Origin of the sequence: Brevibacillus gelatini, from assembly GCF_003710935.1 — a bacterium.
Lineage (GTDB): Bacteria > Bacillota > Bacilli > Brevibacillales > Brevibacillaceae > Brevibacillus > Brevibacillus gelatini.
Genome location: NZ_RHHS01000063.1, coordinates 17,881 through 33,409 on the forward strand (window position 1 = coordinate 17,881; position 15,529 = coordinate 33,409).

Sequence of the window (15,529 nt, forward strand, 5' to 3'; positions counted from 1 at the left end):
TACATACTATGTGGGCAAGGGGAAATTTGCTTGTCAACGAATGCCTATTTTTTAGGTGAAAGGACAGGTTAGAACGGGATCTGGAACTGTTGGAAAAACCAGTTGTCATCCCGTTTTCTCTGGGCGAGGTAACGGATGCGCTGGGCTGCCGCGCCACTGGTCAGGACATCGTCTTCGATCTCGTTTGCATCTGCGTACACAATGAGCTTTTTCGTCGCCTCGATCCGCTGTTCGTTAAAATGACTGTACGCCATCCGCAGCATATTGTAGTAGATGTGCTCATGAGCCACCGTGTACGGATGGGTTTGCCGGAACAAATGAAGAATTTTCACGGAAGGATGTACCAGGCAGGTGAACCCGAACAGCCACATTTTGATGGAAAACTCGATGTCTTCAAAGCCCCAGACGCGAAAGCCGCGATCAAAGCCGCCCACCTTCAAAAAAGCTTCCCGTGTGACGAGGAAGCAGCCCCCTGGCAGGATTGCGACCGGAGAAGGGCGATGCGGATTCGGATTCCAGACGACGCCGAGCTTCTGATCGAGCTTTTGCCCGTAGCCGATTTTGTGCGGCTCTGTCATGGAGGCGATGGCGGGGGCGACACCGTCCGCCTTTTTCGTGAGGACCAGCTCCAGCAGGCGGTCGATCCAAAAGTTTTCAAAAGTGAGGTGAGCATCGCAAAAGATCAAATATTTTCCACGTGACTGCTCCACGCCCAGATTTCTCGCGGCTGCGGCCCCGATGCCTTCTGTCGTAATCAGCTTGATGTTCGGGTTTTCCTGTTGGCGTAAAAAATGACAGCCGTTATCTGTAGAAGCATCATCGACCACGATGACTTCATAGCTCATATTCGTTCTTGTATTGACGAGGGAAGTAATCGTGGAGCGCACATTGTCTCCTTCATTTTTGACAGGGATGATAATAGAGATCAGCGGCGGGTGCTCGACGGACATATGACCACTCCTTTCTAGTTGCCATGGTATGCCATACAGCCCGAGAAGGAACGCCCAGTGCCAAAATTGCTCACTTTTGGCACTGGGCGTTCATACAATATGGCGGAGCGAGTTTAGGAAGTGTCGTAAGGGAGTGAACGGAAATGGACGTCGAGGTATATTACAGCGGGCAGCGTGGCGGGACTATGCCGTATGCGGCACTGCCTGCTTTTCGATTATTTTGCAAGCAAAACGGATTTCAATTGAAGTGGGACCCGAAGCAGAAGCGCATCGATCTGGACTCGGGATTGAAGGGCAAGGTTTGCGCTCTCTTCACGGGAAGCTCTGCCACAGAAACAGCCTATGAATGGGAGGTGCTGGGCAAGGTACAGCGGTTTGTTTCCGATTATGGCATGGAGGTCGTGCTGGCCAAAAACAACCTCGCCCTCGCCAAAAATACCGACATCGCGATCCGATTCAGCATGAAGGAACTGCGGCAGCTGGAAAAACCGCGGCTGGTTCTGTACCCGCCTGAAAGCGAGCGGCAAAGAGAGCTCATCAGATGCCTGCAGGCAGAGTTGAAGCAGACGGGAATCCCTTGCCAGCAAAAGGTGAGCAAAGGCGCGAAGCAAAATAGTGGAATCGTGCACGTCCAACTGCAAATTCCGCTGCATACCGAAGTATACCGGCGCAGGGCGTATAGCGAAAAGATTGCGTTTTACCTCGCCTCGGGCATTTTGGAGTATATGCAAAGCGGCTTGCGCATTCAGCCGCTGGCCTATCTGCCGCCGAACATTTTAAAGCTGTTTTATTCCAGCGTATGGCCATCCCAACCAAGCCGTGTTGAGGCATGGCCGGGTACAGATGACAAAGTGGAGCTGCTCAATGAAGTAGAGATGCTGCTTGATCGGGGAGCAGTGCATGCCGATGAGCGTGGGGCAAAAGAAGAAAACGCAGGGCAGACGGACGTAGTGGAGTCGGCAGAAGCGGCGGCGCAAGCGGGAGCAGTGGAGCAGGCAGAGGCAGCTTTGCAAGCGGGAGCAGTGGAGCAGGCAGAGGCAGCGGTGCAAGCGGGGACTGTGGAGCAGGCAGAGGCAGCTTTGCAAGAGGAAACTGTGGAGGAGGCAGAGCCAGCGGTGCAAGCAGGAGCGGTGGAGCAGGCAGAAGCGGAGAAGCAAGCGGGAGCAGTGGAGCCAGCAGAAGCAGCGAAGCAATCAGAAACCGTGGAGCAACCCAAAGCAACAGCACAAGCAAATGCCCCCGTTCCAATCGTAGCAAAGCCGACTGTCCAGGCACAGGGACGGATCGCGGCCGAAGTATTTTTCGACTACACGCTGATCCATTCGGACTCAGCCGAGAAGCCGTACCTGCTCATCGGCACGCTGCAGGTCAAAAACACAGGGACAGAGGTGCTGTACAATCCGATTGTGTGCCTGCGGGTGACTCCTGCCGATTCGATCAAGATGGGCGGACAGATTTTGCCGCCAAAACTCGTGGAGACGTTGGCGGTGCAAGGAAGCAACGGCTTGAAGGGCTGGAGATACCTTGACGACGACTGGTTCACGCAGGCGATGGAGCGGGGCGAATACTGGATTGCGCCGATCCAGCCGGTGGTAATCCCGCCGCAGTCGGCAGAAGCGTTTCAAAATTTCCAGGTTTCCTTCCTGAAGCAGGAGTCAGGAAAAGCAATCGTTGTAGAAGGAATCGTCCTCTGCAACGATCAATCGGTGCATTTTTCCGCCAACAACCGGATCGCTGTGTCGTTCTGAGCAAAAAAAGCCACCATTTCGCAAGCGAAATGATGGCTTTTGCATTCGATGAGCATTACTTTTTCAAAAACATTTGCACAAACGTTTTTCCGTGCGGACCGCCGTCCACGACAGCAATCCCGACGTAGTCGTAGGTAGGGCTGACGATGTTCGCCTTGTGGCCCGAAGAGTTCATGAACATTTGATGGGCACCGCTGACAGACGGATTTTGGGCAATGTTTTCAGCAGCGGCAATATAATGAATACCAAAGGTGTCCATCATCTGGAAAGGCGAGCCGTAAGTTGGAGAGGTGTGGCTGAAGTAGCCCTTGGCTACCATTTCCTGCGCCTTGACGCGCGCTACCTTGACCAGCTGCATGTCTACCTGATACGGAGCGAGTCCACGGCTTGTACGTTCCTGGTTCACCAACTGCACCATTTGTTTCTCATCTGCCGTAAGCTCGGCAGGCAACGGTACTTGTGTGCCTGTGTCCGGCTTTTGCGGTGTTTCCGGCTGGCTTGGGGTCGGAGCCGGAGTTACTGGCGGCTTCGGCGTTGGTGCTGGTGTTGGTTCTGGTGTTGGCTTCGGTTGGTTCTTGTTGTTCTTGTGCTGAGTTTCGATTGCTTTGTACGTCTTCGCATCGGCTTCACCCGTCAGGGTTTGCTTGTTGCGGGACTGGAACAACATGACGGCAAAACGGGTCGATTCGTCGTATTTGCCTGTCGCAGTTACCTTGTAGCCCAGATCAGCGAGCATCTTTTGCAAATCCTTGACCCGTTCGCCAGTGGAACCAAGCTTGAGCGTCACTGCCTGATCGGCTGGTTGGGCAGGCTTGGCAGGTGCTTGCGGCTTTGGTGCCGGCTTTTTCTTGAGGGCATTGTACGTCTTTTTCAGCTTGTCGTAGGTCGCCTTGTTGACGATTCCTGTTTGCTTGAGCTTGTATTTCTTTTGAAATTGCTTGACGTTGTACACGGTATCAGCGGTATAAAGCTTGTCTACTTTCAGCTTGCGGTCGAAGTTCAGGGCGTCGAGCATTTTTTCCACTTCGAGCACCCGCGCATTATTCATCCCTTTTTTCAGAGGGGTAAAAGTCGTTTTTGCAAAAGCTGGTTGTCCGATCATGGTGAAGGTGACGGACAGGGAAAGGATAGCTGCAATCTTCGAAATGTTGCGATTCATGTCATCACGCCTTTCTCTGGATGTCGTCTTCTCATGGTACTCGAGATTCAACGGCGAAGAAAACCACAAAATATTGGAAAGAGGGAAAAGTCGATGTTTGGCATCTCGTGGATTGACCTGGTCATTCTCGTGCTGGCCAGCTTTCGTCTCACCCATTTGATCGTGTATGACGAAATCACTTCTTTTTTGCGCGAGCCATTTTTTACCATCGTGTATGAACCCGACGACACCGGGCAAATGAACCGCCAGTATCGGTTCAAAGGGGGAAAAGTGCGCCGCTGGATTGGCGAGCTGCTCAGTTGCCACTGGTGCGTAGGAATCTGGACGGCAGTCTTGACCGTTGCGGTGTACGCGTATGTACCAGCCGCCTATCCCATTCTGCTCCTGCTGGCAATTGCAGGAGCGGCGGCCGTGATTGAAACGAGACTGTACATGTGAAGTCTGTCACGCTCTGGAAAACGTATGGTACACGATGAATTCATCGTGGGTGAGCGGAATCACTTCTTCGGCCAGATAGCCGCCGACCAGCTTGTTTTGCAAGGACGGGACAGATGCTGGCGTGATGAGCGAAGAAGCGATGTCTACGCTATGAACGTTCGTGCGTGGATCAAGCGGAATTTCCAGGGCGAACTGCGATTTTTCCACGGTAAACGTCTTGGCGCGCGCCCCGTTGACGAGCGCAGTCAGGTGAAAAGGTTTTTCCAGCTTGGTACGGGCTGTGGGAACCTTGCCTTTGATGAGCAGGATGTGAGCGGGATTGGCACGATCCGACTGGACGATAATGCGCAGGACTGGGGGAGCCCATGAGCCGGGAAAACGGTTGATGCTTGTGACATGTGCCGAGTTGGAAGGGAACGACTTGTATATTTTCAACAGGTCAATGACGCCCATCCCGCGATATTGCGAGACGTGTGACACCCAACCGCTGGGAATGCTCGAATAATGCTTGGCAAGCGACTTGAACACTTCCGGAATTCCGACCGAGTGCCATTGGGTTGTCGACTTGCAAGTGGAGTGGATGCGTGCGTTGGCAAAAAACTCCGGGACGAAGCCGATCTGATGAAACTTGGCGATCCGCATCCACAGTTCGTAGTCCATGCAAAAATGCAGCTTTTCGTCCACGCCCCCCATCTGCGCGATTACGTTGCGGCGAATAAAAGCTGCAGGCTGGCAGATGCAGCAGGAGTAGAACAGTTGCTTGGCATCGGCGTGCGAGGACGGAAATGTCTGGACGGCCTGGCCTTGTTCGTTGATGACCCGGCATTTCCCATGAACCATTCCCCAAGCCGGGTGCTGCAAAAGGGCGGTGACAGCCTTGCGAATCGCTCCGGGAAGATAGGTGTCGTCCGAGTTGAGCCAGCCGATGATCGTTCCTTGTGACATGGTAAATCCTTTGTTGAGCGCATGAGATTGCCCGTTGTCCGGCTCGGAAATATATCGGAAGCGGCTGTCCGCACTGGCGTATTCCTGCAGGATGGCGAGTGTACCGTCTGTCGACCCGCCGTCGATTACGATCATCTCCAGATTCGGGTAGTCCTGGAGAAGCACACTGTTAATCGTTTCGCGAATAAATTTTGCCTGGTTGAAGGAAGGGGTTACGATACTGACGAGAGGCAACTGTCCACTAGACACTTCTGTCACTCCTTTCCAAGAAGTCAGCGCAGCAAAAAACAGCACGCCTGCAATAGAATATGTACAAGAATCGTCTTTTGCGTCGGGATACATTTCTTAATTTTTGGGGGGCAGCAAAAAGCAACAAGGTGTGCCGCCCCCTGCGAGGAAGTGGGAGCGCACACCCGGTTGTCTGTCCAACAACAATGCAGCCATTACAGGTAGTCAGGCACCAGGCCCGGATTGCGGTAAATGCGCAAAAGCTCCGCGTACGAATCGGCGGCGGTTTCTCGCCCGCTGATCGCTCTTGCGACCATGCTGACGCGGCCGATCGGATAGTTGTTTTTGATTCCGGAGCTGATCGTCGAAATGCTTTGCGGCAAGACTTCAAAAAGCGTGCTGGCGAGCATTTCCCGCAAGCAGCGGATGGAAGGCACCCAGTAGGTGGTGATGTCGTGGTAGATTCGGGTCATGTTGCCGGGAGGGCCGTTGTAGATCATTTTTGATTCGTTGTCGTCCAGGATGCAGGCGGTCTCCAAAAGCAGATGTCCGCCTGTCTTGATGACGCTGCGCGCTTGCGACAGTGTCCACAGCGGATCGCGCACATGATAGAGAAGACCCGTATGCTGGACAATATCGAACAGGTTGTGGCGGATTTGCTGCGGGAACGGCAGCGGAACGGTGAAATCGTCCATGAGCAGCACTTTCAGGCCATCCCACAGGTTGTACGGCGAAACGTTGTACATCGGAATGACCTTGCTGCCGAGAATGTCTTTGCACAACTCAAAGTTGGAGTACAAGGGCTGCATGCAATCAGTAGCGACGACAAGCGACGCGCCGAGCTGCTCCGCCTCGAAGGCCCACATCCCGTCAAAGCTGGCAATGTCCAGCACGCGTTTACCGGCGTAGTTGATATGCGCCCTGGACTTGCGCGTGCTCTCCCAGAGCGGTTCCAAAATTTTCAGGCCGGGAGTGGCGATGCCGGGTCGCAGTTGAATCTTGTGATACCATGTGCGCTTGCTGATCTCGGCCAAAATCTCATCGTCTGTCCATCTTCCTCCCACTCATGTCCCTCCTTCGAGAAAATCGGCAGTCCATGCAAAAATGCGATCATGCTACATTACGATATGAACGCGGCAGATAGCGGGAAACAGGTGTAATCCCCCAATCTCTCGTACAGGAAGGGGGATTTAGGCAGCAGGCACAAGCAGTGGCCGTTTCCGCCGCAGCAGAAGGCGCATAAAGTGAAGGAAAATGACTGAACAGGAGGGGTGCACCGATGTCCTTGCCTATCATTTTCATGCACAGGGGCGATGACGACTATTTAGCCTACAGCTTGCGGCAAGCAAAGCTCAGCAACCCCCAATCTCCCGTCTACCTGCTCGGCAAAGAGGCGAACCGCAAACACGCTGCTCCAGGCATCATCCATGTTCCGCTGGATTCGTACATGCAGGCGGCGCAAATGTTTGCGAAGGTGTATCGACACATGCATGTCATGAGCTACGGATATAATCTGTTCTGTTTTCAGCGCTGGTTTATTCTCCGCGACTTCATGCGCAAAAACGGGCTGCAAAGCTGTTTTTACCTCGACTCGGACGTGATGCTCTACGCCAACGTCAATCAGCCTGAGTTTCAATCGTTTTCCATGGAGTTCGCGTGGACAAGTTTCATAGACTTGAATACGCTGGATCGCTTCTGCAACATGACGATGCAATATTTTGTGAACCCGCAAATGTTTCCGGTGCTCGTGCAAAAGACGCTCGAATTCGACCAGGTGATCGAAGGGGTGCCGCTTGTGTCGGATATGGTGCTTTTCCTGCTTTACTTCCGCTCTTACTCCGGCAGGCAGCATACGCACGGGTCGTTTGGCGATGCCTTTTTCGACGAAAATGTGAATCGCCCGCTCTGGGCCGAGAGTCTGGCAGGAAAGAAAAAAGTGTATGCGATCGACGGGAAGCTTTTCTGCAAGGATTTGGCCAGCGGTACATTCAAGCGGCTGTATTCGCTGCATTTTCAAGGGCTGACGGCCAAAAGCTACATGAAAGACTTCTGGTTCCCGCACATTCCGCATGAGCCGGGAATCTACTTTTACGACTACGCCGCACGCAGGTGGACCGAGCAGACGTGAGGCGATGCCATCCGCTAGAGACCATGCCCCGACCAATCGCGTCGGGGCTTTTGTCTGGCAGGCGCGGTTTGCGTGAAAAAAGCGGGTGAACAGACCATTTTCACTCGCAAAACGGTCATCCTCTATCATCGTTTCATATGATGATGCATGCATGAAGTATAACGGACAGAGGTGGCCTGGATGAAACTGGTGTTGCTGTCGGGCGGTTCGGGCAAAAGACTGTGGCCGCTCTCCAACGATGTTCGTTCCAAGCAGTTTTTGAAGCTGATTCGCAACGGGGAAAGCGAGCCGGAGTCCATGGTTCAGCGGGTGTGGAGGCAGCTTGCCGCCAATCAATGCCTGGATATGGCCTATATTTCGACGAGTCAATCGCAGGTGGATCTCATCTACAACCAGCTGGGGCCGAATGTGCCCTTGATTTTGGAGCCGCAAAAAAGGGATACGTTTCCCGCGATTGCCTTGATTGCAAGCTATTTGCACAGTGTCGAGCACCTGGGGCCAGACGAGGTTGTCACCGTCATGCCCGTCGATTCGTTTGTGGAGGACCATTTTTTTCAAAAGCTCAAAAGTCTGGAGCGCGTCATCATGGAATCGAAAGCAGAGCTTGCGTTGATGGGAGTCGCGCCGACGTATCCTTCCACCAAGTACGGCTATATCATTCCGGTCCAGAAAAAAAGCGGCCCGCAAAGCTCTCTGCAGGTCGAGCGTTTTACCGAGAAGCCTTCTGTGGAGGCAGCAAACAGGCTGCTTGCGCAGGGCGCGCTGTGGAATTGCGGCGTCTTTGCGTTTCGCCTGGGCTATTTGCTGGGCGAATTGCAGAAGAGAAAGCTGCCCGTCGACTACGACGAGCTGGCTGCGCGCTATCTGGAACTGCCGAAAATCAGCTTTGATTACGAGATTGTCGAGAAAGCCAGGCATGTCGTGGTCGTGCCATACGAAGGCCACTGGAAGGACCTTGGGACGTGGAACACATTGACAGAAGAGATGAGCGACAGCTCGGTTGGGCAAGTGCACCTGGTAGAGAGTACCAACACGCACGTCATCAATGAGTTGGACTTGCCGATTGTCACGATTGGCGTCTCTGATGTCGTGGTAGCTGCCAGCCCGGACGGGATTCTGGTCGCGGCAAAAGACAAAAGCCATGTCGTCAAAGACATCGCCAACGACTGGTCGCGGCGGCCGATGTTCGAAGAGCGCAGATGGGGCTGGTACCACGTCTTGCAGTTTCAGAAAATGAACGACAAGGTCGGGGTGTTGACCAAGCAGCTTCACCTGCACGCGGGAAAAAATTTGAGCTACCAATACCATCACTTTCGCAGCGAAGTCTGGATGATCGTGGAGGGCGAGGGCGATTTTGTCCTGAATGACCGTCTGCGTCGCGTCAAGCCGGGCGATGTGGTCGAAATCCCGGTAGGCGCCAAGCATGCGATCAAGGCGGTCAGCGACCTGGATATTATCGAGGTGCAAATGGGCAGCAAGCTGGTCGAGGACGACATTGTGCGGCTGGGCATGAGCTGGCACGACATTATGGAAATGGTCAGGGAAGCATGATGCGGCCAGACGCGACCTTTTGGCAAGGAAAAAAAGTGTTTCTGACAGGGCATACCGGCTTCAAAGGCGCGTGGATGTGCCTTTTGCTGCATACGCTCGGCGCACAGGTGACTGGATATGCGCTGCCGGCGCCGACAAAGCCCAGTTTATATGAGCTATGCAGCATCGACTCGTTGATTCATTCCGTGACAGGCGACATCCGCGAACGCAAAAAGCTGACGGATACGCTGCTGTCAGCCCGTCCCGACATCGTCATCCACATGGCTGCCCAGCCGCTGGTCGGGGTGTCGTACGTCGAGCCTGTCGCCACATACGAGACGAATGTGATGGGCACGGTCTATTTGCTGGAAGCAGTTCGTGCTGCGCGAGAGACAGGCATTCCGATCAGGGTGCTCGTCAACGTCACTACCGACAAATGCTACGAAAACAAGGAGTGGACGTGGGGGTATCGGGAGGTGGACACGCTGGGCGGGCACGATCCGTACTCGAACAGCAAGGCGTGCGCGGAACTGGTGACCGCCTGCTACCGGGCTTCCTTTTTTCAGGGGGGAGAAGCGCAGGAAAAGATGCCGCCCATCGGGATTGCAACGGCACGGGCAGGAAATGTCATCGGCGGTGGTGACTTTACGCCTGGCCGACTGGTTCCCGATTTGCTGGACAGTCTGCTAGGCGGCAAGCCGATCCAGCTTCGCCAGCCACATGCGATCCGCCCCTGGCAGCATGTACTGGAATCGCTGCACGGCTATTTGTTGCTCGCGCAAAAGCTGTACGAAGACGCTCCGCGCTACTCGTCGAGCTGGAATTTCGGGCCGAATGCAGACGATGCCAAAACCGTCGAGTGGCTGGCTGCGCGGCTGTGTGCAAAATGGGGAGCACAGGCAACCTATCACATCGCAGAGCGCGTCGCCTACCATGAGACGACATTCCTGAAGCTGGACAGCACCAAGGCGAGAGAGCTGCTGTGCTGGCGGCCGCACTGGACGGTCGAGCAGGCGCTGGATCGCATCGTGGAATGGACAAGAGCCTACCAGCAAAACGAAGACACGCGGCAAGTGTGCCTGGCGCACATTGAGCAATACAGGAAGGAGGGGGGGCCGTGAAGGTCGTCATACTGGCTGGCGGATACGGCACGCGAATCGGCGAAGAATCACAGCTTCGGCCGAAGCCCCTGATTGAAATCGGGGATAAACCGATCATTTGCCATATCATGTCCATCTACTCCAGGTACGGGTACAATGACTTCGTGATTTGCCTTGGCTACAAAGGCTATATGATGAAAGAGTATTTCGCCCATTATTTTTTGCACCAGTCGGATGTGACGTTTGATTTTCGCCAGGGAAATGAAGTCATCTTGCACAATGGCTGCCGCGACCCGTGGCGGGTTACTTTGATCGATACAGGCAAGGATACGATGACGGGCGGCCGGATCAAGCGCATTCAGCCGTTCATTGGCGACGAGCCGTTTATGCTCACCTACGGCGATGGAGTAGGCAACATTGACATCGCCGCACTCGTTGCCTTTCATCAGTCCCATGGCAAGCTGGCGACAATTACCGCTGTGCAGCCTCCCGGAAGATTTGGGGCGCTCGACCTTTCTGCCGACGGACAGGTCAACGGTTTCCGGGAAAAGCCGAATGGCGACGGAGGCTGGATCAATGCCGGATTTTTCGTTTTGCAGCCAGAGGTTTTTGACTATCTCGCAGACGACACGACGGTATTTGAGCAGGAACCGCTGGAGACGTTGGCGCAGGAAGGAAATCTGGCCGCGTATCGGCATACGGGCTTTTGGCATCCGATGGACACGATGCGCGACAAAAATTACCTGGAGTCTCTATGGAGAAGTGGAAAAGCGGAGTGGAAGTAGCAGACGAGGACAAAGCAAAGGGGGCCGAGCATGAAAGTATTGCTCACCGGAGCGACAGGCTTTTTGGGCAGCCATCTGGCGCGCGCACTGCTTGCGGAAGGGCATCAGGTGACGATCTTGAAGCGGAGCACCTCGGATTGCTCCAGGTTGGCGGATATTTACAGCGAGCTTGCCGCTTGCGATGTGGACGCGGCGGACCTGCTTTCGGCTTTTTCCCGGCACGGTCCTTTTGACGCCGTCATGCATGCTGCCACCGCTTACGGACGCAGGGGCGAGTCGGAAGCGGCGCTGGTGGAAGCCAATGTGCTGTTTCCGCTGCGCCTGCTTCGTGCTTGCTGCGAGTATGGAACCGGGCTGTTTGTGAATACGGATACGTTTTCCCGTGCCTCCCTGGCCTTTGGCGCGACGCATCTGGCAGGCTACCATCTGACGAAAAAGCAGTTTGCGGAATGGGGAGCGCATGCGGCCGTCCAGTACGGGCTGACGTTTGCCAATATGCGCCTGGAGCACGTGTACGGGCCGGACGACCAGCCTGACAAATTCATTCCGTACGTCATCCGCCAATGCTTGCAGGATGGAGCCAGACTTGCCCTTACTTCCGGCGAGCAGAAGCGCGATTTTGTGTATGTGACGGACGTGGTGGAGGCGTATTTGCTTCTGCTGCGGCAAAAAGACTCGCTCCCCAAAGGAGCGTATCTGGAATATCAGGTGGGAACGGGCAGAGCGACTGCTGTCCGCGAGGTGGTGGAAAAAATCCATTCGCTGACCTGCTCGACGGCACAGTTGCAATTCGGAGCGCTGCCGCAGCGGCCGGGGGAGCTTATGTGCTCACAGGCCGACACGCGCAAGCTCCGTGAGCTTGGCTGGAAGGAACGGGTATCACTGGAGCAAGGACTGACGATGATCCTGCAAAAAGAGGCAGCGAAAAATGGAAAATAACCCGGTTGCCCCCACGTCGTGGGAACGCAGCCGGGTATTTTTTGTCCCAAAATCATCAAAGTAGGAACGTTTTGTTTGTGCAAAACAAGTCGCCATGAAACGGCTTGATGGCATCGATCAGTTGGCTGTACGAGGTGATATTCACCAGCTCGCCGTCCCGCTTTATCAGGTATAGATGCGAGTAGAGAGCAAACAAGCGGAGGAACAGCTCGTTCGGATCCTTGCCGAAATACCCGCGCAAGTTGTCAGGATTGAACTCGATGACCAGATCGGGGTCAAACTTTTTGAATGTTTCCATTCCCCCTTGCAATACTTGAATTTCGGCGCCTTCCACATCGAGCTTAATCAGATCAATTCGCGACAGGCCGCGGTCAGAAACCCAGTCATCCAGGCGCGTGCAAGTGATCGTGTTGGTGGCGGCAGAGGTCGCTTCACTGGCGATAAACGACCAGCCTCCCCCGCGATCCACCTCGCAAAACTCGATGATGCCGTTCCGGTCAAATACGCCGAGCGGAACAGGCTCTACGTTGCTTGCGCCATTGTCGTTGAGCGTTTGCTTCAAAAAGGCGAGGTTGACGGCAGAAGGCTCGAACGCGTACACCTTGCCGCGAGGCGCCAGATAGCTGAGCGCGAGCGAGATCGTGCCGAGATTGGCCCCGATGTCCAGGCACGTGTAATCGGGCTGGACGACGCGCTTCAGGACGTTTAGCACGTAATCTTCATATAGACCGTCGGCCATTTCGATGTAGTGCAGGACGCTCTGGTCGGACGAGCTGCCATGCACGAGAAACGATTTGTCGTCAAAAGGCAGGCGGAAGGTGACGGTTTTTTGCGCATCTTGCGGGATGGGCGCGTAGATGCGGATAATGTCGTCCTTGACCTCGAAGTGCAGATCGGGGCGCAGGTTCGCAACGTACTGCTTCAGTTCGGCGATGGTCGGATAGTCGTTTAGCAGCGGGTTTGAGCCGATAAAGCAGCGGGCGTCGTCGATCAGAATGACGTGATTGCGCACAGGATGGGACAGGATGGCCGCCAGTTCTTCCAAAATCGGTGTATCCAGATCGCCTTTTGCAGATTCAGTCGACAGCGGGATGTAATGTCCGTCCAGCCAGAACAGGCAAGGCTCCGAAATGGAAGCGAGCAGCTCGGGGAGCACCTTGGCGCTGTCTCCGTGCAGGATGGAGATGTGCTGGTCGGCGGCAAAATGGGTTCTGGCGGCGAGGTACAGGGCGGGGTCAAGTTCGATGGAAAAAATGCGCGAGAACACGTCCTTTTGCGCGGCCACCATGTAACCGCGATACGTGCCTGTCTCAATGAAGGTGCGAATCTGATGGCGTTTTCCATACTCGGTGACGGCTGCGGTTTTGACCTCGTACGGCGGGGATTCCAGCAGCCAGAAATCCCACGTCTCCTGAGCGGTGAGGGGAAAAGGGATGCGCAACTCCTGTTGCCACACCCGCCGGATTTCTTCCATACGTGACATGAGCATGCTCCTTTCGTGAATCCGTTATTTTCCTGCGACCTGGTGCAAAATAGCGAGGGTTTGCTGCGCGCATTTGGACCAGGAAAACTTGCTCGCCTGCTGCAAGCCTTTGGTGATGAGTGCAGCGCGTACATGCTCGTTTTGCACTTCGACCATTTTTTGGGCGATGTCTTCAGGAGAAACCGGGTCGAATGTCAAGGCAGCGTCTCCGACGATTTCGGGAATGCTGCCGCTGCTGGAGCAGATGATCGGCAGCTCGCTTCGCATCGCCTCAACCAGCGGGATTCCGAAGCCTTCAAACAGGGAGGGGAAGCAGAGGAAGTTCGCGTTGCGGAACAAATACGGCATTTCCTCCTGCGGAATGTAATTCAGCCATGTAATCTGGTCGGACAACTGGAGCTGTTTGATCGTCGCCATGACCTGTCCGTGTGCTTCCTGCGGCGCTCCGGTGAACACCATGTGAATTTTCAGCTTGTGCTCGTCGCGCAAAAAGGCGAGTGCCTGCAACAGCGAGACGTGGTTTTTGTGCCACCACGTGTTGGCCGGATAAAAGCCGTAATGCGCAGGCAGGTTGTATTTTTGCCGGACAAGCTGATTTTTCGTCTCGTCAAACGGCAAGGTGAACTCGTGCGCTGAGTCGAGATGGATGGCGTGTATGCGATGCGGCGGAACCCCGAACTTGGCGATCATGCTCTCCCGCGAGTATTCCGACAAGGTCAGGACGGCATTGGCCTTGAGTGCGGAGGACTGGTAGGTCGCCTTGCGCCACTGCAAGGACTTCTCGTCGAAAAACTGCGGGTAAAATTCGTGCTGGATATCGGGAATGTTGATGACGCTCGGTATGGTGACATCGTACGGATTCAGCACCAAAAGCGGGCAAAACCACAGATCGAGGCGGAGGCTGCGAATCCAGCTGTGGAACTGCTTGTGCGCATCAATGTGGTCGTGCATCATCACCTTCATTATTTTCGGGTGATTGGGAAAGGTGTGGTAGTTGGTTTTGCTCAAAAACAGAAACCATTGGTTTTGATCGCCGCTTTGGATGGAGTACGCCAGCAGATTGCGCACGTACTGTTCCATGCCGCCGATTTTTCCGGGAATGCAGGCAAGCAGGTTTACTCCGATTTTCACGGTGCTTTCACCCCTTCGTCGCGCCTGTGCTGGCGGTACCAGTCGATTGTTTGCTGCAGGCCCGAGATCAGCGGTGTCGTCGCGGTAAAACCGAACGCGGCTTTGGCCTTATCTGTTGCGAGCTTTCGCCGCGGCTGTCCGTCGGGCTTGCTGGCATCCCAGACGATCCGCCCCTCGTACCCGCACAGCTTTTGAATCGTCTCAGCCAGCTCGCGAATCGTCATTTCCTCGCCAGAGCCGATGTTGACCGGATCAGAGGAGTTGTAGTGCTGGGTGGCAAGCACGATTGCACGCGCAGCGTCCTCTACGTAGATGAACTCGCGGGTGACGTTGCCTGTGCCCCAGAGAACGATTTCGTCCTTGTGCTGTTCCTTGGCTTCCAGACATTTGCGGATGATGGCGGGAATGACGTGGGATGTCTCCAAATCAAAATTGTCGTGGGGTCCGTACAAATTCACGGGCAGCAAGAAAATGGAGTTGAAGCCGTACTGCTCGCGATACGCCTGGGATTGCACCAGCATCATTTTTTTCGCCAGGCCGTACGGGGCATTTGTCTCCTCCGGATAGCCGTTCCACAGGTCTTCCTCCTGAAAAGGAACAGGGGCAAACTTCGGATAGGAGCAAATCGTCCCGATGGCAACAAACTTTTCCACGCCAAACAGTCTCGCCTGCTCCATGAGCTGTGTGCCCATCATCAGGTTGTCGTAAAAAAATTTGCCGGGGTTTTTTTGATTGGCGCCGATCCCTCCTACGACAGCAGCGAGATGGATGATGATGTCGGGGGCAAACGTCTGCAGCATGTGGACGATGTCGGCTTCTTTGCGCAAATCAAAGTCGCGGCTTCGCGGCACGAACAGGTGCTTGCAGTGCAGGGCTTCAAGCTTTTTTAGCACATGCTTTCCCAGAAAGCCTGCTCCGCCGGTCACGACGATTCGTTTGTCCGACAGATTCATGAAAGCAACACC

General features: G+C 54.7%; 14 protein-coding genes. 7 read left to right on the top strand and 7 right to left on the bottom strand.

Annotated features, from left to right (window positions below):
* Window positions 1-68: 68 nt before the first annotated feature.
* Complete coding sequence (locus EDM57_RS22130; protein ID WP_122906840.1) at window positions 69-950, bottom strand: glycosyltransferase family 2 protein; 882 nt, start codon at window positions 948-950, stop codon at window positions 69-71.
* Between the two features lie 143 nt (window positions 951-1,093).
* On the opposite strand from EDM57_RS22130, the gene EDM57_RS22135 reads away from it, so the two are divergent.
* Window positions 1,094-2,698: a hypothetical protein gene (locus EDM57_RS22135; protein ID WP_122906841.1), complete on the top strand. Its 1,605-nt coding sequence runs from the start codon at window positions 1,094-1,096 to the stop codon at window positions 2,696-2,698.
* Between the two features lie 55 nt (window positions 2,699-2,753).
* Here the strand turns inward: EDM57_RS22135 and EDM57_RS22140 are convergent, their stop codons facing one another.
* Complete coding sequence (locus tag EDM57_RS22140; protein ID WP_122906842.1) at window positions 2,754-3,857, bottom strand: peptidoglycan-binding protein; 1,104 nt, start codon at window positions 3,855-3,857, stop codon at window positions 2,754-2,756.
* A 93-nt stretch (window positions 3,858-3,950) separates the two neighbouring features.
* Between EDM57_RS22140 and EDM57_RS22145 the strand changes: the two genes are divergently transcribed.
* Window positions 3,951-4,295 carry a DUF1360 domain-containing protein gene (locus EDM57_RS22145; protein ID WP_122906843.1) on the top strand — a complete coding sequence of 115 codons (345 nt, stop codon included), beginning with the start codon at window positions 3,951-3,953 and terminating at the stop codon, window positions 4,293-4,295.
* A 6-nt stretch (window positions 4,296-4,301) separates the two neighbouring features.
* On the opposite strand, the gene EDM57_RS22150 is transcribed toward EDM57_RS22145, so the two are convergent.
* Together EDM57_RS22150 and EDM57_RS22155 are read right to left on the bottom strand one after the other, a co-directional pair.
* Window positions 4,302-5,489 carry a glycosyltransferase family 2 protein gene (locus EDM57_RS22150; protein ID WP_122906844.1) on the bottom strand — a complete coding sequence of 396 codons (1,188 nt, stop codon included), beginning with the start codon at window positions 5,487-5,489 and terminating at the stop codon, window positions 4,302-4,304.
* Between the two features lie 194 nt (window positions 5,490-5,683).
* Window positions 5,684-6,532, bottom strand: a complete 849-nt coding sequence (locus EDM57_RS22155; protein ID WP_122906845.1) for a DUF1698 domain-containing protein — start codon at window positions 6,530-6,532, stop codon at window positions 5,684-5,686.
* Window positions 6,533-6,747: 215 nt separating this feature from the next.
* On the opposite strand from EDM57_RS22155, the gene EDM57_RS22160 reads away from it, so the two are divergent.
* The 5 genes from EDM57_RS22160 (at window position 6,748) to EDM57_RS22180 (ending at window position 11,950) form a co-directional block, all read left to right on the top strand.
* The gene (locus EDM57_RS22160) at window positions 6,748-7,596 is read left to right on the top strand and encodes a hypothetical protein (RefSeq protein WP_122906846.1); all 849 of its coding nucleotides are present in this window, start codon (window positions 6,748-6,750) and stop codon (window positions 7,594-7,596) included.
* A gap of 180 nt (window positions 7,597-7,776) precedes the next feature.
* On the top strand, window positions 7,777-9,147 hold the full coding sequence (locus EDM57_RS22165; RefSeq protein ID WP_122906847.1) for a sugar phosphate nucleotidyltransferase: 1,371 nt from the start codon (window positions 7,777-7,779) through the stop codon (window positions 9,145-9,147).
* Window positions 9,144-10,247: a CDP-glucose 4,6-dehydratase gene (gene rfbG, locus EDM57_RS22170; protein WP_122906848.1), complete on the top strand. Its 1,104-nt coding sequence runs from the start codon at window positions 9,144-9,146 to the stop codon at window positions 10,245-10,247. Before EDM57_RS22165 ends, rfbG begins: the two co-directional genes overlap by 4 nt.
* Window positions 10,244-11,011 (top strand): glucose-1-phosphate cytidylyltransferase, encoded by a 768-nt coding sequence (gene rfbF, locus EDM57_RS22175; RefSeq protein ID WP_122906849.1) that lies wholly within the window; start codon window positions 10,244-10,246, stop codon window positions 11,009-11,011. The genes rfbG and rfbF overlap by 4 nt, the downstream gene beginning before the upstream one ends.
* A 30-nt stretch (window positions 11,012-11,041) precedes the next feature.
* Window positions 11,042-11,950, top strand: coding sequence for an NAD-dependent epimerase/dehydratase family protein (locus EDM57_RS22180; RefSeq protein WP_122906850.1), 909 nt, complete (start codon window positions 11,042-11,044; stop codon window positions 11,948-11,950).
* A 55-nt stretch (window positions 11,951-12,005) separates the two neighbouring features.
* On the opposite strand, the gene EDM57_RS22185 is transcribed toward EDM57_RS22180, so the two are convergent.
* From EDM57_RS22185 to EDM57_RS22195, 3 genes are read right to left on the bottom strand one after another with little or no spacing between them, the layout of a single operon-like run.
* Window positions 12,006-13,433: an FkbM family methyltransferase gene (locus EDM57_RS22185; protein ID WP_122906851.1), complete on the bottom strand. Its 1,428-nt coding sequence runs from the start codon at window positions 13,431-13,433 to the stop codon at window positions 12,006-12,008.
* Between the two features lie 24 nt (window positions 13,434-13,457).
* Window positions 13,458-14,564, bottom strand: a complete 1,107-nt coding sequence (locus tag EDM57_RS22190) for a glycosyltransferase family 4 protein (RefSeq protein WP_122906852.1) — start codon at window positions 14,562-14,564, stop codon at window positions 13,458-13,460.
* Window positions 14,561-15,517 carry a GDP-L-fucose synthase family protein gene (locus tag EDM57_RS22195; RefSeq protein WP_122906853.1) on the bottom strand — a complete coding sequence of 319 codons (957 nt, stop codon included), beginning with the start codon at window positions 15,515-15,517 and terminating at the stop codon, window positions 14,561-14,563. The genes EDM57_RS22190 and EDM57_RS22195 overlap by 4 nt, the downstream gene beginning before the upstream one ends.
* Window positions 15,518-15,529 lie beyond the last annotated feature (12 nt).

Coding starts and splice junctions, on each gene's coding strand:
- EDM57_RS22195 (WP_122906853.1), bottom strand. CDS start 15,517: ATGAATCTGTCGGACAAACGAATCGTCGTGACCGGCGGAGCAGGCTTT.
- EDM57_RS22160 (WP_122906846.1), top strand. CDS start 6,748: ATGTCCTTGCCTATCATTTTCATGCACAGGGGCGATGACGACTATTTA.
- EDM57_RS22180 (WP_122906850.1), top strand. CDS start 11,042: ATGAAAGTATTGCTCACCGGAGCGACAGGCTTTTTGGGCAGCCATCTG.
- rfbG (WP_122906848.1), top strand. CDS start 9,144: ATGATGCGGCCAGACGCGACCTTTTGGCAAGGAAAAAAAGTGTTTCTG.
- EDM57_RS22145 (WP_122906843.1), top strand. CDS start 3,951: ATGTTTGGCATCTCGTGGATTGACCTGGTCATTCTCGTGCTGGCCAGC.
- EDM57_RS22165 (WP_122906847.1), top strand. CDS start 7,777: ATGAAACTGGTGTTGCTGTCGGGCGGTTCGGGCAAAAGACTGTGGCCG.
- EDM57_RS22130 (WP_122906840.1), bottom strand. CDS start 950: ATGTCCGTCGAGCACCCGCCGCTGATCTCTATTATCATCCCTGTCAAA.
- EDM57_RS22135 (WP_122906841.1), top strand. CDS start 1,094: ATGGACGTCGAGGTATATTACAGCGGGCAGCGTGGCGGGACTATGCCG.
- EDM57_RS22140 (WP_122906842.1), bottom strand. CDS start 3,857: ATGAATCGCAACATTTCGAAGATTGCAGCTATCCTTTCCCTGTCCGTC.
- EDM57_RS22185 (WP_122906851.1), bottom strand. CDS start 13,433: ATGTCACGTATGGAAGAAATCCGGCGGGTGTGGCAACAGGAGTTGCGC.